The organism is Raoultella sp. T31 (genome assembly GCF_002806725.1).
GTDB classification, from domain to species: Bacteria; Pseudomonadota; Gammaproteobacteria; order Enterobacterales; family Enterobacteriaceae; genus Klebsiella; species Klebsiella electrica.
In genome coordinates this window covers 1-26,435 of record NZ_PIBO01000044.1, presented here as the reverse complement: position 1 = coordinate 26,435, position 26,435 = coordinate 1, and the positions used below count along the sequence as shown (strand labels likewise).

The window sequence follows — 26,435 nt, the reverse complement described above, 5'->3', positions numbered from 1 at the left end:
AACTCAGAACCGGTAACCGGCAGAGAACATAAACACCCACGGATCGATGCGGGTACTGACTTTCTGGTCCACGCCACCGGCTTTAAATTTCACGTCGGTGTCGATATCCATGTACCACACCGACATGTTCAGCAACCAGTCGCGGTTAATCAGATAATCCAGCCCTACCTGCCCTGCCGCTCCCCAGGAGTCTTTAAGACTCAGATCGCTCAATCCGGCATTTTTACCGGTGTCATTAAAGTCGGCATTAAAGAAGGTGGTGTAGTTAATACCTGCACCGATATACGGACGTACTTTGCTCTGGGCGTCACCGAAATACCATTGCGCCATCAGCGTTGGCGGCAGCTGATTCACGGTGGCGATGGTCCCGGTCGGGCCGGTGCCAACCTTATGACGGAATGGCGTGGCCGCCAGCAGCTCAACGCCGATGTTGTCCGTCGCCATATAGGTGAAGGTCAACCCCAGTTGCGTGTTGTTACTGACGTTAAACCCGCCCAGACTGCCCAATACGTTATCAGACCCTTCCGTCGGCCGAACGGTGGCAGAACCCGCACGAATAAAAAACTCCCCGGCTTCATGCGCCCAGACGCTGCCGGAAAGGGTACCCAAAATAATGCCAACCGCTGCTAACTTTTTCATATCCACTTTCCCGTTATGGTTATTTAGCGCCGGTCAATATACCTATAACGAGTTACTTTTGATCCGTTCTGGATCACATAAAGTCGTGAGATTTAACATTTATTGATCCAGATTAATTTTTACTTTCATGGCGATACCAAAAAACACAACTTCGCGTCAATTTTCACTTTTCGAACAGCAAAAAAATTTTCCGCCACCTCTTGCCGCCCTCAATGCGTCTGGATAATTTATCTGCCGACAATCTGTGTTGATGCGTTTTTATCAGGTGTAATCATGAGTGAAATCAACCCGTGCATGACGTGCGGTGCCTGTTGTGCGTATTTTCGAGTCTCTTTCTACTGGGCGGAAGCCGACGATGCTGGCGGCATTGTGCCGACGCAGCTTACCGAGCCGCTGACCCCTTTTCTGCGCTGCATGAGCGGCACCAACCAACGACAAATCCGCTGCGCCGCCCTCACGGGTGAAATCGGCGAATCGGTGCATTGCGCTATCTATCAGCATCGCCCCTCTCCCTGCCGCGAATTCGCTCAGTCCGGCGAAGGCGGCGAGCTAAACGACGCCTGCAACCGGGCCCGCGCCCGCTACGGCCTGCCGCCGCTCATCCCTCTTTACAAAGATATACTTAGCCTGACAACGGCAGAGGCTGCTACCCAGGAGGGATTTGCGGTACAATCGCCGGCTAGTTAACACCTGCAATACTCAAGGAGAGTGCATGTCTATCACGGCGAAGACCGTCTACCGTGACACGGGAAATTTTTTTCGTAATCAGTTTGTCACCATTTTACTGATTGCGTTGTTATGCGCGTTCATTACGGTAGTCCTTGGCCACGCTTTTTCACCCAGTGAAGAGCAGCTCTCGATTCTGAGCGAAGGGGATAATCTGGCGGGGAGCGTCGGGCTGTTTGAGCTGGTACAAAACATGACGCCAGAGCAACAGCAGATCCTGCTGCGCGCCTCGGCCTCATCGACCTTCTCCGGTCTGGTGGGTAATGCCATTCTTGCCGGCGGCGTGCTGCTGCTGATTCAACTGGTCTCCGCCGGACAGCGGGTCAGCGCGCTGCGCGCTATCGGGGCTTCTGCGCCGGTACTGCCGAAGCTGCTGCTGCTGATCCTGTTCACCACCTTTGTGGTGCAGATGGGGATCATGCTGGTGCTGGTGCCGGGCGTACTGCTGGCTATCGTGCTGGCTTTCGCCCCTGTCATGCTGGTGCAGGATAAGCTGGGGATTTTTAGCGCTATGCGCAGCAGTATGCGTCTGGCGTGGGCCAATATGCGTCTGGTCGCCCCGGCGGTGATAGGCTGGCTGCTGGCGAAAACACTGCTGCTGCTGTTTGCATCCAGCTTCGCGGTACTGACGCCGAACGTCGGCGCGGTGGTTATCAATACGATCAGCAATCTGATATCTGCGCTGTTGCTGATCTATTTGTTCCGCCTGTATATGCTTATCCGCAACTAAATTAACCTGGGCCGGGATTCTCCGGCCCTATCTGAACGACGGGTCCGATGTATGAAGCAGTTTCTGGATTTTTTACCGCTGGTAGTCTTTTTCGCCTTCTACAAGCTCTACGATATTTATGCCGCAACCACCGCGCTGATTATCGCCACCGCTATCGTGCTGATCTATACCTGGGTACGCTATCGTAAAGTCGAAAAGATGGCGCTGATTACCTTTGTGCTGGTTGCCGTATTTGGCGGCCTGACCATTTTCTTCCATAACGATGAGTTTATAAAATGGAAGGTCACGGTGATCTACGCTCTGTTCGCCGGCGCCTTGCTGTTCAGCCAATGGGTGATGAAAAAACCATTGATTCAACGCATGCTCGGAAAAGAGCTGACCCTGCCACAGCAGGTCTGGTCACGACTGAACCTTGCCTGGGCGCTGTTTTTTATTCTCTGCGGTCTGGCCAATATCTACATCGCATTCTGGTTGCCGCAGAATATCTGGGTCAACTTCAAAGTCTTCGGCCTGACGGCGCTGACGCTGGTCTTCACCCTGTTGAGCGGCGTATACATCTATCGCCATATGCCGCAGGACGATAACCACTAATTGCGAAGCCGGGGGTAGCGCTTCTGCCCCCGCCCTTCTTGCGTTGCCTGTTCCCCTCTCATCGTCTGCTTCTCGTTTTCGGCGTTGGCCGCGCTTTCTCTTGAGGATCGCCTGTCTGCCTCTTCGCCGATACAGCACCTCTGCTGAGCGGCCTACGCACCTCTCAGGCCGTTTATTGACGGGCTACCGGTATCAGCAGCCTGTTCGTTAAGCAAATTTATCGCGAAAACGCTCGCGCTTAGCTCTGTCACAATCCCGGCGCGCCAGCGTTATCCTCTGCTTCTGAATCCCCACGTCCGCAGCCACGGGCGTATTCCCCTGTTTTCACCCCGCCGTTTTCATAGTAGCATCGCGCTGATCCTCTTTGACCAGCACAGAGTACAGAATGACAACAACAGATCTCACCCCAAAGGGTGAAATGGTTTTACGCACCCTGGCAATGCCAGCGGACACCAACGCCAATGGCGATATTTTTGGCGGCTGGTTGATGTCGCAGATGGATATCGGCGGCGCAATTATGGCCAAAGAGATTGCGCAAGGCCGTGTGGTAACCGTGCGCGTTGACGGCATGACCTTTCTACGGCCTGTCGCCGTGGGTGACGTGGTGTGCTGCTACGCGCGCTGCGTGAAACGCGGCAACACCTCGATCACCATCAACATCGAAGTCTGGGTGAAAAAAGTGTCGTCTGAGCCGATTGGCCAACGTTACAAAGCCACGGAAGCGCTGTTTATCTACGTGGCGGTCGACAATCAGGGTAAGCCGCGCGCGATACCCGGCGAGTAAAAAAGCGCCCGGCGTGCCGGGCCATTTTTACAGGAATCCGAGCAGCGAGAAGAAGACATAGCCGAGTACAATCATGACAACCGGCAGGATGTACAGCGGAAAGTACTGCACCAGAATCGTATGACGAGGCACCACGATACGCTCCGCAATTTGCTCGCGCGTGAGCCCTTCCGCTCCTTTCGCCTGCTCAAGAATCAGCTGATCTTCCACCCCTTCACGCAGGAACTTCGCCTGGCGGCTCATGCGCGCGCCTGACGCCTGCAGCGCCATACCGACAAACACCAGAATATAGATAATCCAGAAGCCAATATTCAGGCTGTGTTTAAAATCCGGCAGCGGCGAGTTGTACCAGAAAAAGTTAAGGAATGGCGTATTAAAACGCATCATTTCAATCATGACGTGTGCAAAATCCATCAGTACCGCATCAATGCCCGGTTTTTTTTCACTGTGTTCGTACATAAACTTCAGTACCGAAATCAGCGTTGAAATCACCGCGGGGATAAAAATCACCCACCCTAAAATACGTTTAAGCACTGCAATGCGTCCAGCTTGTTGATACGTCATGGATTCCCCTTGTTTAAGACGCTTTCATCACCGTCTAAGTCTACCCTCAGCGGCGAATTTCGCCCAATAATGCGCGGTATGATATACCATGAGGACAAATTCGTTATCTACTTGCGCTACAGGAGAAGGACTTATGTCAGCCAGGCGACAAATTCATGCCGCTATTTTCGATATGGATGGATTACTGATTGATTCCGAGCCGCTATGGGATCAGGCGGAGCTGGAGGTCATTAAAAGCCTCGGAGTCGATATCAGCCGCCGCAATGAGCTGCCCGATATGCTGGGATTGCGCATCGATTTGGTGGTGGACCTGTGGTTTGCCCAGCAGCCGTGGCAAGGCCCGGCTCGTGACGAAGTCACCGCCCGCATTATCAGCCGCGCGATTGAGCTGGTTGAAGCCTCCCGCCCTCTGTTACCCGGCGTACGCGAAGCCGTTGCCCTGTGTAAAGCGCAGGGGCTGAAGGTTGGCCTGGCGTCGGCCTCGCCGCTGCGGATGCTGGAAAAGGTCCTCACCATGTTTGAGCTGCGCGAACAATTTGACGCCCTCTCCTCTGCCGAATCGCTGCCGTACAGCAAACCCCATCCTCAGGTCTATCTCAACTGCGCCGCCAGCCTGGGCGTGGACCCGATGACCTGCGTCGCGCTGGAAGATTCGGTCAACGGTATGATCGCCAGTAAGGCCGCCCGCATGCGCTCTGTCGTCGTTCCGGCTGAGGAAAATCACCACGATCCGCGTTTTGTACTGGCAGACGTTAAGCTCACGACGCTGGAATCCCTCACCGCCAGCAAACTTTGCGGCCCGCTTTCCGGCCAGTGAGCGGCGTGCTCGGGTTAACCCGCCTGATGGCCAACGAATGGGCCGGACAGAATATTAACGTCAACGCCATCGCTCCCGGCTATATGGCCACTGAGAATACCCGGCAACTGCGCGATGATGCCGATCGCAGCAAAGAGATCCTCGACCGTATCCCGGCCGGACGCTGGGGCGTCCCGGGTGATTTACAGGGACCGGTGGTATTCCTGGCGTCGCAGGCCGCGGATTACGTCAATGGCTATACGCTGGCGGTTGATGGCGGCTGGCTGGCGCGTTGATAATTTTGTGACAAAGAGTTACACCGTCACCTCTTTCGCGCACTGTATAAAAACCCTATACTGTATGAATTGACAGTTTAGGGTTTTTATCATGACGGCGGAAGGCCATCTCCTCTTTTCTATCGCCTGTGCGGTATTTGCGAAAAATGCGGAATTAACCCCCGTACTGGCACAGGGTGACTGGTGGCATATTGTTCCCTCAGCGGTACTGACCTGCCTGCTGCCGGATATCGATCATCCCAGGTCATTTCTCGGGCAGCGGCTAAGCTGGATATCGAAGCCCGTCGCCCGCGCCTTTGGTCACCGCGGGTTCACCCATAGTCTGCTGGCGGTTTTTGGCGCTATCACGCTGTTTTATTTGAAAGTGCCGGAAAGCTGGTTCGTGCCCGCCGACGCCGTGCAGGGGCTGGTGCTTGGCTATCTCAGCCATATTCTTGCCGATATGCTCACCCCGGCGGGCGTGCCGCTGCTGTGGCCCTGCCGCTGGCGCTTCCGCCTGCCGATCCTCGCGCCGCGTAAAGGTAACCAGCTGGAGCGAGCGCTCTGTATGGCGCTGTTCGTTTACGCCGTCTGGATGCCGCAAACTTTCGCTGAAAACAGCGCGGTGCGCTGGTCTTCGGGGATGATTAATTCACTGCAGATAACCTTTAATCGTTTTATTAGTCACCAGACCGGACGATAAACAGACGAAACAGTCAAAATAGTTATAACCCATTCCATTTGAATATAAGTAATGAATTCCTCTTCTGCTAACCTTGCGCCATTAGAGCTGGTAACAGAACGGCCAGATAAAAACCTATCAGGAGAACGGGGATGAATTTTCCATTAATAGCGAACGTTATCGTGTTCGCGGTTTTGCTGTTTGCGCTGGGGCAAACCCGCCACAAACAGTGGAGCCTCGCCAAAAAAGTACTGCTCGGCCTCGTCATTGGCGTGGTGTTCGGCCTGGCGCTGCAGTTGATTTATGGCTCCGACAGCCCGGTGCTGAAAGACTCCATTCAATGGTTCAATATCGTCGGCAATGGCTATGTCCAGCTGCTGCAGATGATCGTCATGCCGCTGGTTTTCGCATCTATTCTCAGCGCTGTCGCCCGTCTGCATAATGCCTCGCAGCTGGGGAAAATCAGTTTTCTGAGCATCGGTACCCTGCTGTTTACCACGCTGATTGCGGCGCTGGTCGGCGTGCTGGTGACCAACCTGTTTGGTCTGACCGCCGAAGGGCTGGTGCAGGGCAGCGCGGAAACCGCGCGTCTGAATGCGATTCAGAGCAACTATGTCGGTAAAGTCGCCGATCTCAGCGTACCGCAGCTGATTCTCTCTTTTGTACCGAAGAACCCGTTTGCCGACCTGACCGGCGCGAACCCGACCTCGATCATCAGCATCGTTATCTTCTCCGCCTTCCTCGGCGTCGCGGCGCTGAAGCTGCTGAAAGATGACGTTGAGAAGGGCCAACGCGTCCTGACAGCCATCGACACCCTGCAAAGCTGGGTGATGAAGCTGGTGCGCCTGGTCATGCAGTTAACGCCGTACGGCGTGCTGGCGCTGATGACCAAAGTGGTGGCCGGTTCCAATCTGCAGGACATCATCAAGCTCGGCAGCTTCGTGGTTGCCTCCTACATTGGCCTCGGCATTATGTTTGTGGTTCACGGTCTGCTGCTGGCGATTAACGGCGTGAGCCCGCTGAAATACTTCCGCAAGGTGTGGCCGGTCCTGACGTTCGCCTTCACCAGTCGCTCCAGCGCCGCGTCGATTCCGCTGAATGTCGAAGCGCAAACCCGTCGTCTGGGCGTACCGGAGTCGATTGCCAGCTTCTCCGCCTCCTTTGGCGCAACCATCGGTCAGAACGGTTGTGCGGGTCTCTACCCGGCGATGCTGGCCGTGATGGTGGCACCGACTGTCGGTATCAACCCGTTTGATCCGCTGTGGATAGCCACGCTGGTCGGCATCGTCACCGTCAGCTCCGCAGGGGTTGCAGGTGTCGGCGGCGGCGCAACGTTCGCGGCGCTGATCGTCCTGCCGGCCATGGGCCTGCCGGTGACCCTGGTGGCCCTGCTCATTTCCGTCGAACCGCTGATCGACATGGGTCGTACGGCATTGAACGTCAGCGGCTCAATGACCGCCGGTACCCTGACCAGCCAATGGCTGCGCCAGACCGATAAAACGATTCTCGACAGCGAAGACGACGCCGAACTGGCGCATCGCTAATCGCCCTCCCGGCAAGGTATCGCCGACGCCGTGGCCAGACTGACGACAGCATAACCTCAGGCTGGCAGGCATAAAAAAACCGCAGAGCCCACCGCTCTGCGGTTTTTTATTTTTAAGCCATATTCAGGAGGCGATTTCGCCTTCCTGTCGCGTTTGTATGGCCCAGCGCTGCGCCGACTCCGGTACGCTAAACGCCGGCGAACGGCGGAAATGCTCTCCCATCAGCACAAAGGCAACATACTTGCCGCGCAACAGCCACACATCGCGAAAACCGTCCATTTTGACGGCGTGTTCCGGCGGGGCGGGTTCCACCCGAGGCACGTAGCTAATGACAGGGCGATTTTGTTGGCGAAGTGTTTTCATAACCGATAGATTCACTAAACAAAGCGGGAGACAGAAGGGTTATCATAGCCGATTGCATCCCCTTTCGTCGCCCCTTACGTGTCTCTTCGCATACGGATGTGAAGTCTGGCAGGAACCGGTAAAATAGCGGGGAAGATGAGGTCTTCCCCTGCGCTTTGATATCAAACGTCGCGGTAGGTGCCTAAACGGTACCCACGCTCGGCCACCGCGTACTTCAGTGATGCCGAGGTCAGGACATCCAGCTCCGCCAGTCGCGGGTAGCAATAGGCGCTGCCCATGATGGTGTTATCCACAAACGCCGGGTGGCACATCACCTCCAGCGAGGATTCTCCCCGCTGGATAGAGGCGTCCAGGGTGTGTAAAAACAGCGCCTCCGAGATGGCCTCGCCGTAGAACTCGCTGGTAAAACCGTCGCTGCTGCGCGCGGTATCCTGCGCCAGTTTGTCACGTTCAGCGAGCTGACGATCAATACGCAGCGCCACCCCCTTCTCGCGGGCAAATGCGGCGACAATGGGATAAATCCCGGCGATCATATGCACATGGTGATGGCTGTCGATATGCGTCGGTTCGCAGCCAAACAGCGCAATAAACCGGCGATACTGACACTCCAGCTCATGTGCGATTTCATCCAGCGGCAGGCTATCTTCTTCCGCCATTTGCCAAATCCATTTCCCCAGTCGCCCGTCGCGGGTCAGACCCGGCATCGCCGATAAAGGCTCGCCCAGGGTCAGGACAAAATGCATCCCGACCCCCAGCTCCGGCACGCTGCGGCTCAGCTGGGTCGCATGACTAATCGCCGCCCCGTTAACCAGCGCCGTTGTCGAGGTGACCAGGCCATTTTTACAGGCTTCAATAATGCCGTAGTTCTGGCCTTTACTCAGGCCAAAATCGTCGGCATTAACGATTAACACGCGTTCCATCAGCCCTCCCGTTACTGTTTCAGTTGCTCGATTGTCGCGGCAAAGTTTGGCAGCCACTTTTCGTGCGCGAGGATCATTTCACGCGCCAGCTGCTCGGCATCGCGGTCAGAGTGAATCAACGGGCTCAAATTAAGCGCCAGCAGTACGTCGTTCAGCTCGCCGCTGATCGCGGCCTGGCTGGCCGCCACTTCAAAGCCTTTGATGGTATAAATCAGCCCCAGCACCTTCTCATCGAAATGGGTGATGCGCGGCGTCGGCGTCGCCCCTTTACTGCCGAGCGTGCAGGTCATCTCCACCGCCCAGTCCGCCGGAATATTATCAATGTGGCCATGATGCGGGATGTTTACGTAGTGCTCGGCCTGCTTGTCATTGTAGATAGCATTGATCACTTCACAGGCCGCATCGGAATAATAGGCGCCGCCGCGCTGCTCCAGCTCTTTTGGTTTGACCTTCAGATCCGGGTTTTTATACAGCTCGAACAGCTGTTTTTCGACCTTCTGCACCACCTGGGCGCGCGCGCCGCCTTTGTAATACTCACCCATTTCGATGGCCAGCATCTCTTTAGGTTTAAAGTAGTAGAGCAGATAGGAGCACGGAATCAGGCGCAGCGAGCGGATCAGCCCTTCGCTGAACGGTAAATCGAAGATATTTTTCACCGAGTTGGCGCTCAGGGTACCGGAAGCAACGCCATCGAGCAGTTCGTCGAAGCGCGATTTGCCATTCACCAGCACATCGCGAACGAACACCAGGTGATTGAGACCAAACAGGTCGATATGCAGTTCATCTTCCGGGCTCAACTGCAGCACATCGGTGATAAACATTTTCATGCCGATCGGAATATTGCACACGCCGATAAAGCGCTTAAAGTTGGTGTGGCGATAGACCGCCTCGGTAACCATCCCCGCCGGGTTGGTAAAGTTGATGATCCAGGCATCCGGGCAGATCTCCTGTACATCCTTCACGATATCAAAAATCACCGGAATGGTACGCAGACCTTTAAACAGGCCGCCGGCGCCGTTAGTCTCCTGCCCGAGGTAGCCGTGGCTGAGCGGAATGCGCTCATCTTTTTCACGCGCCTTCAGCTGGCCAACCCGCAGTTGCGTGGTGACGAAATGCGCCCCTTCCAGCGCGGCGCGACGATCCAGCGTTTTGTAAACCTGCATCGGAACGCCCGCTTTTTCCACCATACGCTGGCACAGCGCATGGATAATATCGAGTTTCTCCCGTCCTTCTTCGACATCAACCAGCCATAATTCCGTTACCGGCAGTTCGTGATAGCGTTTGATAAACCCTTCCAGTAACTCCGGGGTATAACTGCTGCCGCCGCCGATAGTGACAATTTTTAATTTCTGGCTCATTATATTCTCCCTTGTGGCACTACGAATTGACCGTAGTCCGCCCTCCGCATAGAAACGGAAAGTTAAATTGAATATGTCCTGACGCGGAATAACCCGCTCCGGTTAATTAATGCTGGTCAGCTGTTTTCGATAATTGCTTGGCGTAAATGAGGTCAGCTTCTTGAATGTTTTAATAAACAGACTTGGGCTACTGTACCCCGACTCGTAAGCAATATCGGTTACCGAGTAGTTGGTGATTTCCAGCTGCTTCTTGGCGAAATTGATGCGAATATCATTAATAATCTGCATCGGCGTTTTACCATAATAGCGTTGGGTTGCCCGGGTTAAATATTCCTGTGTTTTCCCGGAGAGGGCGACCATATTTTCCAGCGCGCCTTCGCCAAATTTCAGCTTATCGTGCATATCTTCGACGGTATTTTTCAGCCATTGCGGAATGACATCCTGCGCTGGCTCCTCGCGATAATGCCGTAAACGGTTAATGGTATAAAACGAGACCAGTTCAATAAATTCGTCAAACTCAGTTTCGCGAAAGTTCAGCGAAGCGATAACCGACTCGATGTAGCTGAGAAAGGTGCTTTTTACCGCATAGACCTGCGAAGCAACCAGACCAAACGGCAGCAGCGGCAGATAGTGTTTCTCAAAGAAACTTTTGCTGATGCCGACGTTAAGAATGCGAGTCGCGCCAAAAGCATAAAAACTCTGGTGGTGCGACCCCATCGGGATAAAGACAAAATCCCCGCGCTCCAGCAGTACCCGCTTGCCATTGATTTCCTGATAATAGCGCCCGGTTAAAACGATGGTGTACTCGTAATAATCATGCTGGTGAAGCCCGCTTACGCTTTCCGTTTTGTTGTAGATAACCACATGAAAATTTTTCCCGTTGAAAAGCTGCTGTTCCCGCGCGGTACTGATTTCAGTGGTGATCATCTTTGGCTGCCTCATCGTGTAGATGGCCTATTGTACCTTCTCATGCAGCTCAATCAATTCGGCAACCAGTTCACGCGCCAGCATGGAGGTCATCAAATGATCCTGCGCATGAACCAGTACCAGACTGACCTTCATTTTGCCTTCGCCTTCATCGCTTTCAATGAGCTGCGTCTGCACGCGATGCGCTTCACTCAGCGCCATTCGCGACTGTTCCATCATATTTTTGGCGGCGGCGAAATCCCCTTGCTTGGCCTGCTTAAGTGCAGCATAGGCCAGGCTACGGGCCTGTCCGGAGTTGATAATCAGCCCCATCACCACCTCTTCGAGATCGTTCTCAGGTACGTCAACCGCTTCGATATTATCCAGATCAAACATACTATTTCCTCATTTCTCAGGCGGTACGGGAAAGCTCCCGTACCGCTCGACATCAGAATTTCAGCGCGTTAGCGATATCTTCTTCGCTTTCCTGCTCTTCAATAACCGCCTGCGCCTTGTTGGAGACCGCGACGAACGGCAGGTAAACCAGCACCGACACCCCGAGGTTAAACAGCGCCACGCAAAGTGCGGCGATACTCCCGTTACTGTTGAAGAACGCCCCGAGGCCGGTAGGCATGGTCCACGGCGCCAGGTTAGTCACCGGCGGGATAATCCCCATCGAGTAGGCAACAAGCGTAATCGCGGCCAGAATCGGCTGAATCAGGACAAACGGGATGAACATTACCGGGTTCATGATAATCGGCAGACCAAACAGAATCGGCTCGTTAATCTGGAAGATGCCTGACGGCAGCGCCAGTTTCGCCACCTGACGGTGATCTGCGCGGCGTGAGCCGATGAAGATGGCGATAATCAGACCGAGCGTGGCCCCGGAGCCCCCCAGCAGGATGTAAGAGTCCAGCATCGGCTTGGCCCAGAAGTGGAACTCTTTGCCCGCAGCGATGGCCGCCTCAACGGAACCGTACTGGTTGTACAGCGCGATGTTTTCCAGCGCCCACGGGGTCATGATGCCGTTGTCCAGCGCGGTCAGCGCCAGAGACCCGTGTACGCCGAAGAACCACAGCAGGGAGTTAAAGATAACGTAGGCCCAGCCCACCACGCTGCCCATCGACGCCAGCGGTCTGGAGATGGAGTCCATGATGATCTGGTGGAAGTTGCTGCCATGGTTGGCCAGCAGCCAGGAGATAATGCCGAACACGGAGAGGATCAGGAAGCCCGGAATCAGCGCCGAGAATGAGCGTGATACCGAGGCCGGAACGCTGTCCGGCAAGGTAATAACCCAGTTGCGGCGGATAACAAAGGTGAACATTTCCGCCACCAGCAGGCCAATGATCATACCCGAGATAATGTTTGCCCCACCCAGCCAGTTCGCGCCGACCGCATAGGCCTCGCCCACGCTATACGGCGTGACGGTCATAAAGGCGGCGACCGATAGCAGCCCCGCGGCCAACGGATCGACTTTACGCTCTTCAGCCAGCGCCATACCGATAAAGAACGGCGCCATCAACGACATAATCCCTAACGTCCCGTTATAAACGTTGCCGCCGATGGCCTTAAAGCCATTTAACGTTTCAATGGTGGAAGCATCCAGGCGAATACCCATTGAATAGAAGAAAGAACCCTCACCAAAGCTCAGAAAAACATTGTTGATTAATACGAACATGGCCCCGGCGAGGGTCAGCGGCATTAATTTAATAAAGCCGTTTTTAATCGCATTAATGTGCGGCTGCTTTCCTATTTTCACTGCAAAAGGAAGGAGTACCTTTTCAAGCGAGTCAATCACTTTACTCATAGCAAATACCCTTAAAAGCCGTAATCGAATCATTACGGCATAGATGTATGAAATTACTCTTTGACGGGAAAATAAACTCTCACCTTTTGCTATTCCGGCAAATAAGATAGTGCCTTAGCGCACTATTGATTCAGCGAAAACCAAAAAGATATTGAGTTTTAAAATTAAATTAATGTGCAGCAGCTTTCTTAATGGCCGCAACGGCCGCTTTCAGTACACCTAAACCATCGACTTTGCCATACAGTACAGAGTCGATAACTTCCACCGGCTTATTTGGTAACAGCCGCTGAATTTCAGGAAGCATATACGCGATTTGTGGGCCTAATAATACGACATCGGCTTCAGGGCCCTTTTCTCCCGCAAGTGTCTCAGGATAAGCCTCGATGATGACCGGCACTTCATATTTTTCCGCCTGCGCTCGCATTTTAGAGACCAGCAGTGAAGTTGACATTCCAGCCGAGCAAAACAAATAGATGTGTTTCTTTTCCATGAGCGCTTCCTCAATGTGTAAAACCTGGCGGCCTCAGTACCATTTTCTGTCTGAAGGCCGGATAAGACAGGTCATCATTCAATTAGTATTGTTTATGCATTGAGTATACGGCATTGTTCGGGACCTGGATAATTCCTGGTTAATCAAAATTGTCTCTCATTGACCTCGCGTTTTGACTACCTTCACATTTCCCCCAAATAATTCGCGCAATTAAATAAGCATTAGCGGTCATAAAAAAACCCGACCAGTGGTCGGGCTTTCGTAGATCCCAGCATGTTGCACTACTTGCTGTTACGCGGGTCGGTATCGTACTCCGCACAGGTCTGGTAGCCGGAGTTCATCACGCGGCCGGTGTCATCGAGGGCAACAAAGTAGGTTTCAATTTTACCATCCCGTTGACCGAGGATATAGGTCTGACAGGTTCCGCGGGCATGGATCATGGTGACCTCAGAAGACGGTTTACCCGCAATCTGTAAGACCTGCGCGCGGGTCATACCTTTTTTGACATCTTTGACGACCGGTTGCGTGAACTGATCGGCGGTACGATCGTAAGCCGTACAACCTGCCAGCATGGTCAAAACGGCTGCTGCGCCCAGAAATCCAGTTAAATTGTTGTTCATATTCCGTCCTCTTTTATTCTGCGTGTTAATAAGCCTGGAATAAATAGCGTTATTTTTCAAGCCGAAGGTACAAAAGGGGCAAATTTAAGCTCTTTCTAATAAAAAAAACCTATGTCGTTGATTGCTTTCTTTTACGCCACTCAATTCTGTGATCCTTGTCGTTTTCCCGGCAAAGAGGTAGCTTTAACCCCTACTGGCAGCTAAACAGATTCACTTTCCGGAGGGCGCGATGACGCTACAACAAGAAATTATTCAGGCGCTGGGCGCAAAGCCCCAGATCGATGCTGAGGGTGAAATTCGCCGCAGCGTGGACTTTTTGAAGTCGTACTTGCAGACCTACCCTTTTATTAAGTCACTGGTTCTGGGAATCAGCGGCGGCCAGGATTCAACCCTGACAGGCAAACTTTGTCAGCAGGCCATCACTGAACTGCGGGCCGAAACCGGCGATGAAAAGCTGCAGTTTATTGCGGTACGCCTGCCTTATGGCGTCCAGGCGGATGAGCAGGATTGCCAGGATGCGATCGCCTTCATCCAGCCGGATCGGGTGCTGACGGTAAATATTAAAGGCGCCGTCCTGGCCAGCGAGCAGGCCTTGCGGGAGGCCGGTATTGAGCTCAGCGACTTTGTTCGCGGCAATGAGAAAGCCCGCGAGCGCATGAAAACGCAGTACAGCATTGCCGGGATGACCCACGGCGTGGTGGTAGGTACCGACCATGCGGCTGAGGCGATTACCGGCTTCTTTACCAAGTACGGAGACGGCGGCACGGATATCAACCCTATCTTCCGTCTCAATAAGCGCCAGGGCAAGCAGCTGCTGGCGCTGCTGGGCTGCCCGGAGCATCTGTATAAGAAGCTGCCGACCGCCGACCTGGAAGACGACCGCCCCTCTCTGCCGGATGAAGTTGCGCTGGGGGTGACCTACGACAATATCGATGACTATCTGGAAGGCAAAACGCTGGATACGGGCATCGCCAGAATTATTGAAGGCTGGTATCTGAAAACCGAGCATAAGCGCCGGACGCCGATCACCGTTTTCGACGACTTCTGGAAAAAATAACGCGCGCCCTGCATTTCGCTGACCCCGGCCACCGCCGGGGTTATTTTTTGTACTTTTCGCTGCCTGAACGCCCTGCTATACTGGACAAATAACCAGTATCAGGAGCCCGTGTAGTGAGAAGGCAATCTGCCCCGCGTCTGGAATTCGAGGCGGCGGCTATCTATGAATATCCCGAACATCTGCGTCCATGGGTGGAGGCGCTGCCTACTCTGCCGGGCGTTTATCTGTTTCACGGTGAGAGCGAGACGCTCCCGCTGTATATCGGTAAGAGCGTGAATCTCCGCAGTCGGGTGCTGTCGCACCTGCGTACGCCCGAAGAGGCGGCCATGCTGCGCCAGGCGCGAAGCATCAGCTGGCAGCGTACCGCGGGAGAGCTGGGCGCGCTGCTGCTGGAGGCGCAGCTGATTAAAGAACGCCAGCCGCTGTTTAATAAGCGCCTGCGGCGTAATAAGCAGCTCTGCTCGTTGCGGCTGGAAGGGGCTCGCCCGCAGGTGGTGTACGCCCGCGAGGTTGATTTCTCCCACCAGAATCATCTGTATGGCCTGTTCGCTAACCGGCGGGCGGCGCTGCAGGCGCTGCAAACCCTCGCAGACGAACAGCATCTTTGTTACGGGCTGCTGGGACTGGAGACGCTCACTGCGGGCCGCGCCTGTTTCCGGCACGCGCTGGGACGCTGCGCCGGCGCCTGCTGCGGCCAGGAAACTCTTGCCGCGCATCATGAAAGACTTCGCGCCCGGATGGCGCAGATGCAGCTGGTGTGCTGGCCGTGGCCTGGGGCCATCGCGCTGGAAGAGCAAGGTCCAGACCTCACCCACTATCACGTCATTCATAACTGGCTGTGGCTGGGAGCAGTCGAGACGCTGGAGCAGGCAGAGTCCTTAACGCGCCAGTCGGCCAGTTTCGATCATGACGGCTACAAAATTCTCTGTAAACCGCTGCTGAGTGGCCGCTTTACGCTGCATCCGCTCTCCCCCCGTTAGGGCAAAAAAAACCGCCGGTCCTGCCCAATGCCTGACGGCGTATGTTGGGCAAGACCGGCGGTCTTCATTCAAAGCGCTGAGTTATTCAGCTGATGCGGGCATTTTACCTTCTGCCGCGTTGCGTTCTGTCAGATGCTTCTCAAAATTCGCATTGAACTGTTTTTTCTGTTCCGGCGTCAGAATGTTGTAAATCTTGTTCTGGGTTTCCATACGGGAAAGCGCCATCGCTTTGTGCTGCGCCTCCATTTTATCGATCTGCGCTTCCGCTTTCGCTTTATCGAAGGTATCGCTGGCGATAAGCTCATGCATCGCGCGGCGTTCATCCAGCGACGGGCGTTTCATATTTTCACGCTGGTCCTTCATGATGTCGCGAATCTGCTGTTTTTGCGCATCGGTCAGATTCAGCCCTTTAAACATCATTTCATGCTGGCCGCCATGCATACCCTTATGGTGCATCATCGGTTTGCTATCGGTCTGAACGGCGGTGGTATCGGCAGCGTGAGCCAGGTTAGCCGCACCCAGAGCCAGTGTAGAGGCAACAAACAGAGCAGTCATCTTCTTCATATCTGGTCCTTACTTTAAGTTATTTTTACGGCGTGTTGCCGTGTTGACGAGATAAACTTTACGACGTTTATCGTCAATTAGTCAGAGCAAGCGTAAAACAATGAAAGTGTAAAAAACATTTTCTCACCAATTGTGGAGAAAATAAGGAAATTAAGGAGGGAATTGCAACAGAAAATAAATAACTTACTGTTTTTAGATGGTTTTTATGGATTATAAAGCAGCAAAGATTAAAAACAAAGCATTTATCCAGGAATAATCCGCAATCAGACTCCAGCGCACAAAAAAATAAGATTACGCGAAAAAGTCACTATTCGAAATTAAACAGCCGCCCGGATGAGCGGCAAAATATTCGGCCCGCGGCTACGGTAAACGCTCCAGCATCAACCCGGCCCGCAGCCCCCGCGCCACGGACGGATTAGGGAACAGAACAAACTCCTGCGCTTTTTCTACCACATAGCGAATATCGCCATCTTCGGCAAGCAGGGTTCCGCCGGGAAAGGCGGTAAAATTGAGCGTCCGATCCGACATAAACAGATGAAATTTATCACTATGGCGGGTAATTTGCTGCACCACCCGATAGCGCAGCGGCGCCGGCTCGGCGTCAACAACCGTCATGTCGCCCACCAGCAAACGCATTAGCGCCCGTTGGGTGACGCTAAATTGCGCCAGATCGTTAGCGCCAAACGGTAACGCCTTCCCGAGTTCCAGGGTACAGGAGAGCGCGGCAAAGCGTTCACAGCTGAAATGGGTGAATGTCCCCGCCGGCTGCTGATGGAAGACCAGCGCCTCCAGCCCGGCGCCGCCCAGCCAACGCAAAAAATCCTCATCCCACGGAGCTTCACGCGCCGGCAGCACTCCAAAGCGCGTATGCAGCGACCCACGAATCGCGGTATGTAAATCAAGGTGCCAGCGGCCGCCCGTTGCGCCAGCATAAAACCGCGTCAACACCTGCTCCAGCTGACGCGCTCTGGCCGTTTCGTCGCTGACGGGAAAACCCTGCCAGCGCCCGCCAAACATCCGGTTCATGTCGCAGTCCAGGTAGCGCTTATTTTGCCGCAGCGCGGGCGGATTGCCGAAGATAACCAGCAGCCGCCAGTGCAGCGGCAGCTCACCGCTAAACAGCTGCTGTAGCAGCTGATGGGTCATCTCCACCGGCGCGGTTTCATTGCCGTGGATCCCCGCGGACAGAACCAGCGACCGCTCGCAGCGCGCATGCGGCGTCAGTTGCAACACCCCGCAATCCAGCCAGTGCCAGCGAAAATGCGCCGTTTCGCCATGAAAGTGGTGGGGCAAACGCCCCGCCAGAGTTAATGCCAGAAAGTCGTCCACGACGCCTCCTTGAAACGAAAACAAAGTCACAGCGCCTGCTGAAACGGATAAACGGAACCCAGTTGCAGGATTTGCGTCAGCCGATCGAGCGCCTCGCGACCTTCGACAAGCAGCTGTGGATCCGCCAGATCCGCCTGGGTGAGACGATCGCGATAGTAGCGATCGACCCAGTCATTGAGGGTCACAAACAGCGCCTCGTTCATCAATACCGCCGGATTCACCGCCCGCAGTTCCTCCTCCGTCAACACCACTCGCAGGCGCAAACAGGCCGGCCCCCCGCCGTTGGCCATACTTTCGCGCAGATCGTAAACCTGCAGTTCATCAATCGGGTTGTCAGCGTCCAGCAGCGTGTTCAGGTAACGCCAGACCCCAGCATGTTCCTGCGCCTCCTGGGGAAGAATCAGCCGCATCGTGCCATCGGGTTTACTCAATAGCTGACTGTTGAACAGATAGGTCGCTACCGCCTCTTCTACCGTCACCGCGCGGGTCGGTACAATAACGGGCGTAAACCCGGCCACCTGCCCGGCAAGCTCGCGCATCAGCTGCGGCTGATCGACGAACGCCTGTTCATGGCAAAACAGCACCTGGCGATTACTCACCGCAATCACATCGTTGTGAAATACCCCTTTATCAATCACCGCCGGATTCTGCCGGGCAAAAATAACCTGCCGCGGATTCACCTGATTCAGGCGCGCAACCGCCTGACTGGCTTCCAGCGTCTGTCGTGCCGGGTAGCGCAGCGGGCTTTCGCCCTCGCCGCCCTGCTGGCGACCGTAGACAAAAAGCTGCACGCCCGGCGCGCCATACTCGCCGCCGAGGCGGTTATGGTTCGCCGCCCCTTCATCGCCAAACAACGCCACCTGCGGCAAAGGGGGATGGATGGCAAAGCGCTGCTCATCAGGGAAGATAGCGCGCAGCAGCGCTTCGGTCGTTGGCGCTTCACTGGCGCGGTGGAATTTATCGTTAAGATTGGCCACCGTCAGGTGAACCCGGCCATCCAGCGAATCGGCCGAGGGCGAAACCGTCGCCGCGTTGGCCACCCACATTGACGAAGCCGAGCTCACCGCTGACAGCAGATCCGGCGCCTGGCGCGCCGCCTTCTCGATGACCTGCGGGTCGCTGCCGCTGAATCCGAGCTGGCGCAGCAGGGGAACATTCGGCCGTTCCTGTGGCGGGATGACGGCCTGGGGATAGCCCGCGTCCGCCAGCGCCTTCATCTTTTTCAGCCCCTGCTTCGCCGCCAGCTGCGGGTTGGATACCCGATAGCGATGTCGTGTCGACGCCTCATTGCCAAAGGAGAGCCCGGCGTAGTGATGGGTCAGACCGGGAAGTCCGTCAAAATTTACCTCAAAAGCTTTCATCGGGCGGCTCCTCGCAGGATGTCGAGACCGGGACTGAGGGTCGCCGGTAGCGTCAGTTCCGGCGTTTCGAGACTTGCCATCGGCCACGCACAATAATCGGCCGCGTACCATGCCCCCGGACGGTGGTTACCGGAGGCCCCCACACCGCCAAACGGCGCGGTGCTGGCGGCGCCGGTCAGCGGTTTGTTCCAGTTGACGATTCCGGCCCGCGCTTCCAGCAGCAGGCGATCGAATTTCTCGCGCTCTGCGGAAATCAGCCCGCAGGAAAGACCAAACCGGGTGGCATTCGCGAGGGCGATCGCCTCGGCAAAATCGTCATAGCGCCAGACGCTGAGCAGCGGACCAAAAACTTCCTCGTCGGCCACTTCCGCCACCGCCGTCAGTTCGATAATTCCCGGCGTCAACAGCGAAGTACCGGCCCGCAACAGCCGCGGCTCCAGCAGCGTTTTTCCGCCCTTCGCAACCTGTCCGAGCCAGGCCTGGTGCACCTTTTGCGCCGCCTGGGCCGAGATAAGCCCGCCAAGGAACGGCTGCGGCGACGCATCCCAGGCGTCGGGCACCAGACTTTGTGACACTGTCACCAGTCGTTCGAGAAACGCATCGCCTCTCTCGCCGCGCTTCACCAGCAGGCGACGAGCGCAAGTACAGCGCTGTCCGGCGGTAATAAAGGCCGATTGAATGGTCAGATGCACCGCCGCATCGATATCCTGCGGGTCGTCGACAATCAGCGGATTGTTGCCGCCCATCTCCAGCGCCAGAATCTTTTCCGGCTGGCCGGCGAGCTGGCGGTGCAGCTGAAACCCCGTCGCCGAGCTGCCGGTAAACAGCAGCCCGTCAATATCCGGCTGGGCGCTCAGCGCTTCGCCGGTTTCCCGTCCGCCCTGCAGTAAGTTCAGTACCCCCGGCGGCAGTCCCGCCTCGGCCCACAGTTTCACCACCGCCTCGCCGCTGTGCGGCGTCAGTTCGCTGGGCTTAAACACCAGCGTATTCCCCGCCAGCAGCGCCGGCACAATATGCCCGTTAGGCAGATGACCGGGAAAATTGTACGGACCAAACACCGCCAGCACGCCATGCGGGCGATGGCGCAGCGTCGCCGAGCCATCGCCCATGACCGTTTGCGACTCACCGGTGCGGCTATGGTAGGCTTTCAGGGAAATAGCGATCTTGTTGATCATCGCGCTGATTTCGGTTACCGCTTCCCACTGCGGCTTACCGGTTTCTGCGGCAATAACCGCAGTTAGCTCGGTTTTGTTCGCTTCCAGCAGCGCGGCAAATTTTTCCACGATCGCCTGACGGACGCTGAACGGCTGCCTGGCCCATGTCGGGAAGGCCCGTCTCGCGGCACTGACCGCCAGCGCCACCTGTCCGGCGTCGGCGTCGTTGCCCTGCCAGAGCAGCGCCTGGCTGACCGGGTTGATTTTGCTGCGCGCCGGACCGTGTCCGCTCTGCCACTCACCGTTGATCCATAAACTCATGATTTTTTCTCCTCCGGAATCAGACCAACCAGTCTCACCTGGTCGCCGACATGGCATTTCAGGGCATCCAGTTCGCGCGCGCTCAACAGCAGGCGATCGGTATGCGGATCGGCGTGCACCAGCAGCGCGCGAAATTGCAGATACTGCTCGTTGGCCACCAGGCATACCGGCCATTCCCCCGGCGCGGGCTGCCCTTCCGCCACGGTCACCAGCCGGCTTTTACGAATCGCCCGCACCCGGTCAATGTCGCACTCCAGCGTCGGCCCGCCGTCGAAAATGTCGATATAGTTGCGGTAGCGAAACCCTTCTTTCTCCAGCACCGCGCGCGCCGGCGCCGTTTGCGGATGAACTTCGCCGATCGCCGCGCGCGCCTCATCGGATAAAAAGTCGATATACAGCGGATGCTTCGGCATCAAGGCGGCAATAAAAGCTTTTTGCCCGGTCCCGCACAGGTAGTCGGCACGCGAGAACTCCATGGCGAAAAAGCGTTTGCCGAGGCTTTCCCAGAACGGCGAATAGCCATGTTCATCAATCACGCCGCGCATCTCCGCCACCACTTTTTCATTAAAGTGCTCGCGGAACGCGGCCATAAACAGGAAGCGCGATTTCGACAACAGATAGCCGTTGCCCTCTTTACGCCAGGCCGGATCGAGAAACAGCGTGCACAGCTCGCTGCTGCCAGTGTGATCGTTGCTGAGAAACAGCGTCGGCAGCGCGTTGTAGACATTCAGCTCTTTTGAGGCATGAACCTGTGTCCCCACGCGGTAGTTGTACCAGGGATCGTTCAACCCTACCGCGACTTCGATAGCGCAAATCCCCACCACCGCGCCGCTGCTGGTCTCTTCAAGGACAAAAACATAGCCCTGTTCGCTTTTTGGCAGCTCCCCGCGCCAGGTTTTCTGTGAACGTTCAATCCGCGCCGCCAGCGTCTTTTCATCGGCAGGCAGCGATGTCAGGCCACCACCGGTTTCACCGGCCAGGGTCACCAGACCGGCCAGATCTTCGGCGGCTACAGGACGAATCACCATCATGATGACGCTCCCGCGAGGAAGTGTTGGCAGGCCCGTTCAAAACGATCCAGCCCGGTTTTCACCTCTTCCTCACTCACAATGAGCGCCGGAGCGAAACGCACCACGTTCGCGCCGGCAATCAGAATCATCAGCCCCTCTTCCGCCGCCTGGGTACTGATGGCTTTCGCCTTTCCGGCCCAGGCATCATTGAGGACGCAGCCGATCAGCAGTCCCAGTCCACGGATCTCCTTGAACAGGCCGTAGCGCGCGTTAATGGCGTTCAGCCGCTCGGTAAACCACTGGTGGCGCTGCTTCACGCCGTTCAGTACCGCCGGCGTATTGACTATTGACAGTACTTCGCCGGCCACCGCGCTGGCCAGCGGGTTACCGCCGTAGGTGGTGCCGTGCGTCCCGACGGTCATGACGTTGGCGCAGTCTTGCGTTGCCAGCAGCGCGCCAATCGGGAAACCACCGCCCAGCGCTTTCGCCGTCGACAGGACATCCGGCGTGACGCCATAGTGCATATAGGCATACAGTTCGCCGGTACGGCCTACTCCGGTCTGGACTTCATCAAAAATCAACAGCGCATGATGGGCATCGCACAACTCGCGCAGACCACGCAGGAAGGCCGCATCGGCTGGCACCACGCCCCCTTCGCCCTGCATCGGCTCAACAATCACCGCGCAGGTGTTGTCATCGATAAGCGCCCGCGCCGATTCGAGATCGTTATAAACCGCATGCTGGATCTGCGGCGGTAGCGGGGCAAAATCCTGAGAGTAGGCCGGCTGGCCGCCCGCAGAAACAGTAAACAAGGTGCGACCGTGGAAGGCATTTTTGAACGCGACGATGCCGCTTTTGTGGCTGCCGAAACGGTCGTGAGCATATTTGCGCGCCAGCTTCAGCGCCGCTTCGTTAGCCTCTGCGCCTGAGTTACAGAAGAAAACGCGGTCGGCAAAAGTCGCGTCGATCAGCTGTTTCGCCAGACGCAGGACCGGCTCATTGGTGTATCCGTTGCCGGTGTGCCAGAACTTTCCGGCTTGTTCCGTCAACGCCCGAATCAGCTGCGGATGAGCGTGTCCCAGGGCATTCACCGCAATGCCGCCGGCAAAATCGATATACTCTTTCCCCTGCTGATCCCACAGGTGTGAACCTTCACCGCGTACCGGAATAAAAGCCGCTGGCGCGTAGACCGGCATCATCCATTCATCAAAATTGTTACGCGTAATTGACTGAGACATATCGACCTCTTCCGGTAAATAAAAAGTATGAATAATGTTAAAAATTGTAGGTTGTCACGCTGTAAATGTAGATTGCACACATCGTGCCAGCCAGAGGGGAAAATGCATAAATCGGAGTCAGGCAAGGAATATCAATAAGTTACGACTTCAATTTATGCACATTAAATGCATAAATAGTGAATAAATATCTTATCCACCGGCCACAGCAGTGAATAAATCAGATAGTTTATGCATCAGTAAGATATAATTCTGTATTTGTGATCCTCTACGAAATTTATCGTAGATATTCGCCCTTTTTTAGCGCAGGCTGCGCCGGAATGGTGCACGCGGATTACGCCAGCGCTGCCAATCGGAACAACAGGCACAATAAAATGCCTTCCGACAGCCAGCCCGGCGAATTTCTGCTACCATCCCTGCACTATTCACCTTGCACAGTGGCAGCAACTATGAAATTTCTCTCTTTTAATATCAACGGCCTGCGCGCCCGCCCCCACCAGCTGGCCGCCATCGTCGACAAACATCAGCCTGACGTCATTGGCTTACAGGAAACCAAAGTACACGACGACATGTTTCCGCTCGAAGAGGTGGCAAAACTCGGGTACAACGTGTTCTACCACGGTCAAAAAGGGCACTACGGCGTGGCGCTGCTGACCAAAGAGACGCCGGTCTCAGTGCGCCGCGGTTTCCCGGACGACGGCGAAGAGGCCCAGCGGCGCATCATCATGGCGGAAATTCCGTCCGCATTCGGCAATGTGACGGTGATCAACGGCTATTTCCCGCAGGGCGAAAGCCGCGACCACGCAACCAAGTTCCCGGCAAAAGCGGCGTTCTACCAGAACCTGCAAAACTATCTCGATAGTGAGCTGAACAAAGATAATCCGCTGCTGATCATGGGGGATATGAACATCAGCCCAACCGACCTCGACATCGGCATTGGCGAAGAGAACCGTAAGCGCTGGCTGCGCACCGGTAAGTGCTCATTCCTGCCGGAAGAGCGTGAGTGGATGGCGCGCCTGCTGGACTGGGGCCTGGTTGACACCTGGCGTCAGGCCAATCCCGATAGCCAGGATCGCTTCTCATGGTTTGACTACCGTTCCAAAGGCTTTGACGATAACCGCGGGCTGCGTATCGACCTGCTGCTGGCAAGCTCTCCGCTGGCGCAGCGCTGCGTAGAAACCGGTATTGATTACGACATTCGCGGTATGGAAAAACCGTCCGACCATGCGCCGGTCTGGGCCACCTTCAAACCGTAAAGCGCTTTCTCCCTCGACTCTCCCGGCCTGACGGCCGCGGAGAGTGCGCTTATCCTGAGAAAAATCAATAAATCCGCGGTAAGACATTGTTGCGGCTCGCCATTTATTATACTGTCGCGCACGCCCTGGCGACCGGGGCGCAGGTTCACGGAACGCGGTAAAAACAGGAGATCCCCATGCAAAAGAAGCCGTCATAAAACAGACTCTCAGCTGCTGCTGATTCTCGCCCTGCTCTGCGCCACGGTGGCGATTGTCTCCTTCTCCGGCTTTGCCGACCTGCTGACCCACTTCCGTCAACTGCAGGCGCTGATCCAACACAGCGGCCCGCTGGCTGGGTCGCGATCTGCTGCTGAAATATGCCGGACATACCGCCACCTTTCAGGCGATTGAACGCGGAATTGCCCGCAGCGGTACAGATTTCCTGATTTTTACCCGCCTGGTGCCGCTGTTTCCGTACAACATTCAAAACTATGCCTATGGCCTGACCGCCATTCCGTTCGGCTCATTTATGCTGATATCGCTCCTGACGACCCTGCCGGGGCTGTTTATCTACACTCTGATGGCGAGCGAACTCGCAGTGCACTGCACCCATTTAGTTGGACTCTCAAATTGGAGAGTCCCATGTCCAGACGTAAGTACACCTTTCAACAGCGCCTCGAAGTGGTTATGCACTATTTCGCTACCGATGAAGGCTATCGCTTAACTTCAGCTCGTTTTAATGTTCCCAGAACCCAGGTAAGAATATGGGTTGCAGCCTATGATGCTTATGGAGAAGAAGGCCTGAAGCCCAGGGATAAGGGCGTATCAATCGATCCCGATATCAGAGTCGAAGCCGTTAAGGCTGTACTGACGGGGCAGATTTCCCAGACGCAGGCTGCTGCGAAATTTAACGTCGCGGGTTCAGCCTCTGTTGGGAAGTGGATGAAGGTGTTCAGAGAACATGGAGAGGAAGGGCTTCGTTCTCTCCGTGTGGGCAAAAAAAGGCACTTAATATGATTGATGATCCTGTTGCGCTTGAGGTGGCACTGGAACGTTCGAAAGATAAACATATTCAGGAACTTGAACAAAAAGTCCGCCGCCTGGAATTGCGGATTCTTTATTTAAAAAAGTTGAAAGCCTTAGTTCGGTAAGGGAGAAGGTCAGAATTATCGACGAACTGAGGCAGCACTATCCGTTAGACCAGCTTTTGCAGATAGCTCAGATACCCAGGAGTACGTTTTACTATCATCTGAAAGCACTCCACTCCCCGGGGAAATACGATGAAGTGAAATGCAGAATCAAAGAGATCTATGATGAGAACCAGGGCCGCTATGGTTATCGGCGGATAGCACTGGCGCTCAGAAGAGAAGGAGGAGCGTTAAACCACAAAGTAGTTCAGCGCCTGATGAATGTACTTCGTCTCAAAGCCGCGATAAGAGTTAAGCGCTACAGCTCATGGCGGGGTGAACATGGGCGCGCTGTTGACAATATCCTGCAACGAAACTTCAAAGCCAGCCGGCCCAATGAAAAATGGGTCACCGATGTCACTGAATTCGCCGTCAGTGACCACAAACTCTACCTTTCACCCATTATTGTTCTCTTCAATAACGAAGTGATCTCCTACAGTATTTCAGAGCGTCCAACCATGCCAATGATCGATGATATGCTCATTAAGGCCTTTGCCAGGCTTGATGCAGGTATCAATCCTGTTCTTCATTCCGATCAGGGCTGGCAATACCGTCATCGATGGTACCAGTATCAGTTACGGGAGTTTAGCATCATCCAAAGTATGTCCCGCAAAGGCAACTGCCTCGATAATGCCTGTGCAGAATGCTTTTTCGGGACGTTAAAATCAGAATGTTTTTACACCAGTAAATTTAAGGATATTGATGAACTTAAGCTGGCTATTGAGGATTACATACGATACTACAATACCCGGCGAATTAGCCTTAAATTTAACGGACTCAGCCCGGTTGAATACCGCCTAAAGAGCTATACAGGCAGAAATTGACAAGCTCTGTACTGGGATGCTGTCAGGAAACCGGAACGTCGTTGGGCAGGCTCACGCAAGGGTCTGCTATGAGCGAGGAGCGGACGTCTACCATTCAGTTTGGATGACGCCCTATTGTACCGGCACACTATTTCACACGGTTACCTGCCTGCAGATTTCGTTAGCCATTTTGGCTGTGAGTAATAACTGGCTGGCATGTAATCGGGAAATTAAGGGAATTTGCAATGAAACAGAGATCATGCGCGCGGTGATGGAGAGCCTGCGCTCGATTGATGTCATCTCCGGGACGGATCGTTATTTCAGGTTTTAAAGTAATATCGGTGAAACAGAGACTGTAATTTAAATTGTGTAATTGCCTGTTTTTGATATGTTCACTCCAACAA

At 55.0% G+C, this 26,435-nt stretch carries 27 protein-coding genes and 3 pseudogenes; 13 read left to right on the top strand and 17 right to left on the bottom strand.

What is annotated here, in order from left to right:
* Window positions 1–3: 3 nt before the first annotated feature.
* Window positions 4–639, bottom strand: a complete 636-nt coding sequence (gene ompW / locus CWM52_RS22365) for an outer membrane protein OmpW (protein ID WP_100686094.1) — start codon at window positions 637–639, stop codon at window positions 4–6.
* A gap of 273 nt (window positions 640–912) precedes the next feature.
* Between ompW and CWM52_RS22360 the strand changes: the two genes are divergently transcribed.
* The 4 genes from CWM52_RS22360 (at window position 913) to yciA (ending at window position 3,470) form a co-directional block, all read left to right on the top strand.
* Window positions 913–1,326, top strand: a complete 414-nt coding sequence (locus CWM52_RS22360) for a YkgJ family cysteine cluster protein (protein WP_100686093.1) — start codon at window positions 913–915, stop codon at window positions 1,324–1,326.
* 25 nt (window positions 1,327–1,351) lie between these two features.
* Window positions 1,352–2,095 (top strand): YciC family protein, encoded by a 744-nt coding sequence (locus CWM52_RS22355; RefSeq protein ID WP_100686092.1) that lies wholly within the window; start codon window positions 1,352–1,354, stop codon window positions 2,093–2,095.
* A 51-nt stretch (window positions 2,096–2,146) separates the two neighbouring features.
* The gene (locus tag CWM52_RS22350; RefSeq protein WP_004860967.1) at window positions 2,147–2,686 is read left to right on the top strand and encodes a septation protein A; all 540 of its coding nucleotides are present in this window, start codon (window positions 2,147–2,149) and stop codon (window positions 2,684–2,686) included.
* Between the two features lie 385 nt (window positions 2,687–3,071).
* A complete protein-coding gene (gene yciA / locus CWM52_RS22345; protein WP_004860955.1) occupies window positions 3,072–3,470 on the top strand; it encodes an acyl-CoA thioester hydrolase YciA in 399 nt (132 codons plus the stop codon).
* A gap of 27 nt (window positions 3,471–3,497) precedes the next feature.
* Here the strand turns inward: yciA and CWM52_RS22340 are convergent, their stop codons facing one another.
* Window positions 3,498–4,034, bottom strand: coding sequence for a YniB family protein (locus tag CWM52_RS22340; RefSeq protein ID WP_100686091.1), 537 nt, complete (start codon window positions 4,032–4,034; stop codon window positions 3,498–3,500).
* Window positions 4,035–4,167: 133 nt separating this feature from the next.
* Between CWM52_RS22340 and hxpB the strand changes: the two genes are divergently transcribed.
* The 4 genes and pseudogenes from hxpB (at window position 4,168) to CWM52_RS22320 (ending at window position 7,331) form a co-directional block, all read left to right on the top strand.
* Complete coding sequence (gene hxpB / locus CWM52_RS22335; protein WP_100686090.1) at window positions 4,168–4,851, top strand: hexitol phosphatase HxpB; 684 nt, start codon at window positions 4,168–4,170, stop codon at window positions 4,849–4,851.
* Window positions 4,851–5,126: pseudogene (locus CWM52_RS22330) on the top strand (SDR family oxidoreductase); the annotation flags it as partial. The gene hxpB and the pseudogene CWM52_RS22330, both read left to right, overlap by 1 nt.
* Before the next feature lie 91 nt (window positions 5,127–5,217).
* A complete protein-coding gene (locus CWM52_RS22325) occupies window positions 5,218–5,808 on the top strand; it encodes a metal-dependent hydrolase (protein WP_100686089.1) in 591 nt (196 codons plus the stop codon).
* 131 nt (window positions 5,809–5,939) lie between these two features.
* Complete coding sequence (locus tag CWM52_RS22320) at window positions 5,940–7,331, top strand: L-cystine transporter (RefSeq protein WP_100686088.1); 1,392 nt, start codon at window positions 5,940–5,942, stop codon at window positions 7,329–7,331.
* Between the two features lie 123 nt (window positions 7,332–7,454).
* Here the strand turns inward: CWM52_RS22320 and cedA are convergent, their stop codons facing one another.
* From cedA to osmE, 8 genes are all read right to left on the bottom strand, one after another.
* Window positions 7,455–7,694 (bottom strand): cell division activator CedA, encoded by a 240-nt coding sequence (gene cedA / locus CWM52_RS22315; protein ID WP_202395396.1) that lies wholly within the window; start codon window positions 7,692–7,694, stop codon window positions 7,455–7,457.
* Between the two features lie 161 nt (window positions 7,695–7,855).
* A complete protein-coding gene (gene chbG, locus CWM52_RS22310; protein ID WP_100686086.1) occupies window positions 7,856–8,614 on the bottom strand; it encodes a chitin disaccharide deacetylase in 759 nt (252 codons plus the stop codon).
* Between the two features lie 11 nt (window positions 8,615–8,625).
* Window positions 8,626–9,972 carry a 6-phospho-beta-glucosidase gene (locus CWM52_RS22305; RefSeq protein ID WP_100686085.1) on the bottom strand — a complete coding sequence of 449 codons (1,347 nt, stop codon included), beginning with the start codon at window positions 9,970–9,972 and terminating at the stop codon, window positions 8,626–8,628.
* A 102-nt stretch (window positions 9,973–10,074) separates the two neighbouring features.
* Window positions 10,075–10,899: a transcriptional regulator ChbR gene (gene chbR / locus CWM52_RS22300; protein ID WP_100686084.1), complete on the bottom strand. Its 825-nt coding sequence runs from the start codon at window positions 10,897–10,899 to the stop codon at window positions 10,075–10,077.
* A 27-nt stretch (window positions 10,900–10,926) separates the two neighbouring features.
* Complete coding sequence (gene chbA, locus CWM52_RS22295) at window positions 10,927–11,274, bottom strand: PTS N,N'-diacetylchitobiose transporter subunit IIA (protein ID WP_100686083.1); 348 nt, start codon at window positions 11,272–11,274, stop codon at window positions 10,927–10,929.
* Window positions 11,275–11,326: 52 nt separating this feature from the next.
* On the bottom strand, window positions 11,327–12,685 hold the full coding sequence (gene chbC / locus CWM52_RS22290; RefSeq protein WP_100686082.1) for a PTS N,N'-diacetylchitobiose transporter subunit IIC: 1,359 nt from the start codon (window positions 12,683–12,685) through the stop codon (window positions 11,327–11,329).
* A 169-nt stretch (window positions 12,686–12,854) separates the two neighbouring features.
* The gene (gene chbB / locus CWM52_RS22285) at window positions 12,855–13,175 is read right to left on the bottom strand and encodes a PTS N,N'-diacetylchitobiose transporter subunit IIB (RefSeq protein WP_100686081.1); all 321 of its coding nucleotides are present in this window, start codon (window positions 13,173–13,175) and stop codon (window positions 12,855–12,857) included.
* A gap of 281 nt (window positions 13,176–13,456) precedes the next feature.
* Window positions 13,457–13,795 carry an osmotically-inducible lipoprotein OsmE gene (gene osmE, locus CWM52_RS22280; RefSeq protein WP_100686080.1) on the bottom strand — a complete coding sequence of 113 codons (339 nt, stop codon included), beginning with the start codon at window positions 13,793–13,795 and terminating at the stop codon, window positions 13,457–13,459.
* A gap of 229 nt (window positions 13,796–14,024) precedes the next feature.
* Here osmE and nadE point away from each other — a divergent pair, with 229 nt between their 5' ends.
* Together nadE and cho are read left to right on the top strand one after the other, a co-directional pair.
* Window positions 14,025–14,852, top strand: a complete 828-nt coding sequence (gene nadE, locus CWM52_RS22275; protein ID WP_100686079.1) for an ammonia-dependent NAD(+) synthetase — start codon at window positions 14,025–14,027, stop codon at window positions 14,850–14,852.
* 113 nt (window positions 14,853–14,965) lie between these two features.
* Window positions 14,966–15,832 carry an excinuclease Cho gene (cho, locus tag CWM52_RS22270; RefSeq protein ID WP_100686078.1) on the top strand — a complete coding sequence of 289 codons (867 nt, stop codon included), beginning with the start codon at window positions 14,966–14,968 and terminating at the stop codon, window positions 15,830–15,832.
* Window positions 15,833–15,913: 81 nt separating this feature from the next.
* On the opposite strand, the gene spy is transcribed toward cho, so the two are convergent.
* The 6 genes from spy to CWM52_RS22240 form a co-directional block, all read right to left on the bottom strand.
* Window positions 15,914–16,396, bottom strand: a complete 483-nt coding sequence (gene spy / locus CWM52_RS22265; RefSeq protein WP_100686077.1) for an ATP-independent periplasmic protein-refolding chaperone Spy — start codon at window positions 16,394–16,396, stop codon at window positions 15,914–15,916.
* 360 nt (window positions 16,397–16,756) lie between these two features.
* Window positions 16,757–17,725, bottom strand: a complete 969-nt coding sequence (gene astE, locus CWM52_RS22260) for a succinylglutamate desuccinylase (RefSeq protein ID WP_100686076.1) — start codon at window positions 17,723–17,725, stop codon at window positions 16,757–16,759.
* 26 nt (window positions 17,726–17,751) lie between these two features.
* Window positions 17,752–19,086 carry an N-succinylarginine dihydrolase gene (gene astB / locus CWM52_RS22255; protein ID WP_100686075.1) on the bottom strand — a complete coding sequence of 445 codons (1,335 nt, stop codon included), beginning with the start codon at window positions 19,084–19,086 and terminating at the stop codon, window positions 17,752–17,754.
* Complete coding sequence (astD, locus tag CWM52_RS22250; protein ID WP_100686074.1) at window positions 19,083–20,561, bottom strand: succinylglutamate-semialdehyde dehydrogenase; 1,479 nt, start codon at window positions 20,559–20,561, stop codon at window positions 19,083–19,085. The genes astB and astD overlap by 4 nt, the downstream gene beginning before the upstream one ends.
* Window positions 20,558–21,592, bottom strand: a complete 1,035-nt coding sequence (astA, locus tag CWM52_RS22245) for an arginine N-succinyltransferase (protein WP_100686073.1) — start codon at window positions 21,590–21,592, stop codon at window positions 20,558–20,560. Before astA ends, astD begins: the two co-directional genes overlap by 4 nt.
* Window positions 21,589–22,809 (bottom strand): aspartate aminotransferase family protein, encoded by a 1,221-nt coding sequence (locus tag CWM52_RS22240; RefSeq protein ID WP_100686072.1) that lies wholly within the window; start codon window positions 22,807–22,809, stop codon window positions 21,589–21,591. The genes astA and CWM52_RS22240 overlap by 4 nt, the downstream gene beginning before the upstream one ends.
* A 446-nt stretch (window positions 22,810–23,255) precedes the next feature.
* Here CWM52_RS22240 and xthA point away from each other — a divergent pair, with 446 nt between their 5' ends.
* The 3 genes and pseudogenes from xthA (at window position 23,256) to CWM52_RS22225 (ending at window position 26,052) form a co-directional block, all read left to right on the top strand.
* On the top strand, window positions 23,256–24,062 hold the full coding sequence (gene xthA / locus CWM52_RS22235; protein ID WP_100686071.1) for an exodeoxyribonuclease III: 807 nt from the start codon (window positions 23,256–23,258) through the stop codon (window positions 24,060–24,062).
* Window positions 24,063–24,384: 322 nt separating this feature from the next.
* Window positions 24,385–24,636 (top strand): annotated as a pseudogene (locus tag CWM52_RS27210) (TVP38/TMEM64 family protein); the annotation flags it as partial.
* A 47-nt stretch (window positions 24,637–24,683) separates the two neighbouring features.
* Window positions 24,684–26,052 (top strand): annotated as a pseudogene (locus CWM52_RS22225) (IS3 family transposase).
* A gap of 160 nt (window positions 26,053–26,212) precedes the next feature.
* Here the strand turns inward: CWM52_RS22225 and CWM52_RS22220 are convergent.
* A partial coding sequence (locus CWM52_RS22220) for an OsmC family protein (protein WP_416308820.1) occupies window positions 26,213–26,435 on the bottom strand: 223 nt, incomplete at its 5' end.

Bases quoted from the DNA above. Each gene is read 5' to 3' on its own strand.
- ompW (WP_100686094.1), bottom strand. From the start codon at position 639: ATGAAAAAGTTAGCAGCGGTTGGCATTATTTTGGGTACCCTTTCCGGC.
- CWM52_RS22360 (WP_100686093.1), top strand. From the start codon at position 913: ATGAGTGAAATCAACCCGTGCATGACGTGCGGTGCCTGTTGTGCGTAT.
- CWM52_RS22355 (WP_100686092.1), top strand. From the start codon at position 1,352: ATGTCTATCACGGCGAAGACCGTCTACCGTGACACGGGAAATTTTTTT.
- CWM52_RS22350 (WP_004860967.1), top strand. From the start codon at position 2,147: ATGAAGCAGTTTCTGGATTTTTTACCGCTGGTAGTCTTTTTCGCCTTC.
- yciA (WP_004860955.1), top strand. From the start codon at position 3,072: ATGACAACAACAGATCTCACCCCAAAGGGTGAAATGGTTTTACGCACC.
- CWM52_RS22340 (WP_100686091.1), bottom strand. From the start codon at position 4,034: ATGACGTATCAACAAGCTGGACGCATTGCAGTGCTTAAACGTATTTTA.
- hxpB (WP_100686090.1), top strand. From the start codon at position 4,168: ATGTCAGCCAGGCGACAAATTCATGCCGCTATTTTCGATATGGATGGA.
- CWM52_RS22325 (WP_100686089.1), top strand. From the start codon at position 5,218: ATGACGGCGGAAGGCCATCTCCTCTTTTCTATCGCCTGTGCGGTATTT.
- CWM52_RS22320 (WP_100686088.1), top strand. From the start codon at position 5,940: ATGAATTTTCCATTAATAGCGAACGTTATCGTGTTCGCGGTTTTGCTG.
- cedA (WP_202395396.1), bottom strand. From the start codon at position 7,694: ATGAAAACACTTCGCCAACAAAATCGCCCTGTCATTAGCTACGTGCCT.
- chbG (WP_100686086.1), bottom strand. From the start codon at position 8,614: ATGGAACGCGTGTTAATCGTTAATGCCGACGATTTTGGCCTGAGTAAA.
- CWM52_RS22305 (WP_100686085.1), bottom strand. From the start codon at position 9,972: ATGAGCCAGAAATTAAAAATTGTCACTATCGGCGGCGGCAGCAGTTAT.
- chbR (WP_100686084.1), bottom strand. From the start codon at position 10,899: ATGATCACCACTGAAATCAGTACCGCGCGGGAACAGCAGCTTTTCAAC.
- chbA (WP_100686083.1), bottom strand. From the start codon at position 11,274: ATGTTTGATCTGGATAATATCGAAGCGGTTGACGTACCTGAGAACGAT.
- chbC (WP_100686082.1), bottom strand. From the start codon at position 12,685: ATGAGTAAAGTGATTGACTCGCTTGAAAAGGTACTCCTTCCTTTTGCA.
- chbB (WP_100686081.1), bottom strand. From the start codon at position 13,175: ATGGAAAAGAAACACATCTATTTGTTTTGCTCGGCTGGAATGTCAACT.
- osmE (WP_100686080.1), bottom strand. From the start codon at position 13,795: ATGAACAACAATTTAACTGGATTTCTGGGCGCAGCAGCCGTTTTGACC.
- nadE (WP_100686079.1), top strand. From the start codon at position 14,025: ATGACGCTACAACAAGAAATTATTCAGGCGCTGGGCGCAAAGCCCCAG.
- spy (WP_100686077.1), bottom strand. From the start codon at position 16,396: ATGAAGAAGATGACTGCTCTGTTTGTTGCCTCTACACTGGCTCTGGGT.
- astB (WP_100686075.1), bottom strand. From the start codon at position 19,086: ATGAAAGCTTTTGAGGTAAATTTTGACGGACTTCCCGGTCTGACCCAT.
- astD (WP_100686074.1), bottom strand. From the start codon at position 20,561: ATGAGTTTATGGATCAACGGTGAGTGGCAGAGCGGACACGGTCCGGCG.
- astA (WP_100686073.1), bottom strand. From the start codon at position 21,592: ATGATGGTGATTCGTCCTGTAGCCGCCGAAGATCTGGCCGGTCTGGTG.
- CWM52_RS22240 (WP_100686072.1), bottom strand. From the start codon at position 22,809: ATGTCTCAGTCAATTACGCGTAACAATTTTGATGAATGGATGATGCCG.
- xthA (WP_100686071.1), top strand. From the start codon at position 23,256: ATGAAATTTCTCTCTTTTAATATCAACGGCCTGCGCGCCCGCCCCCAC.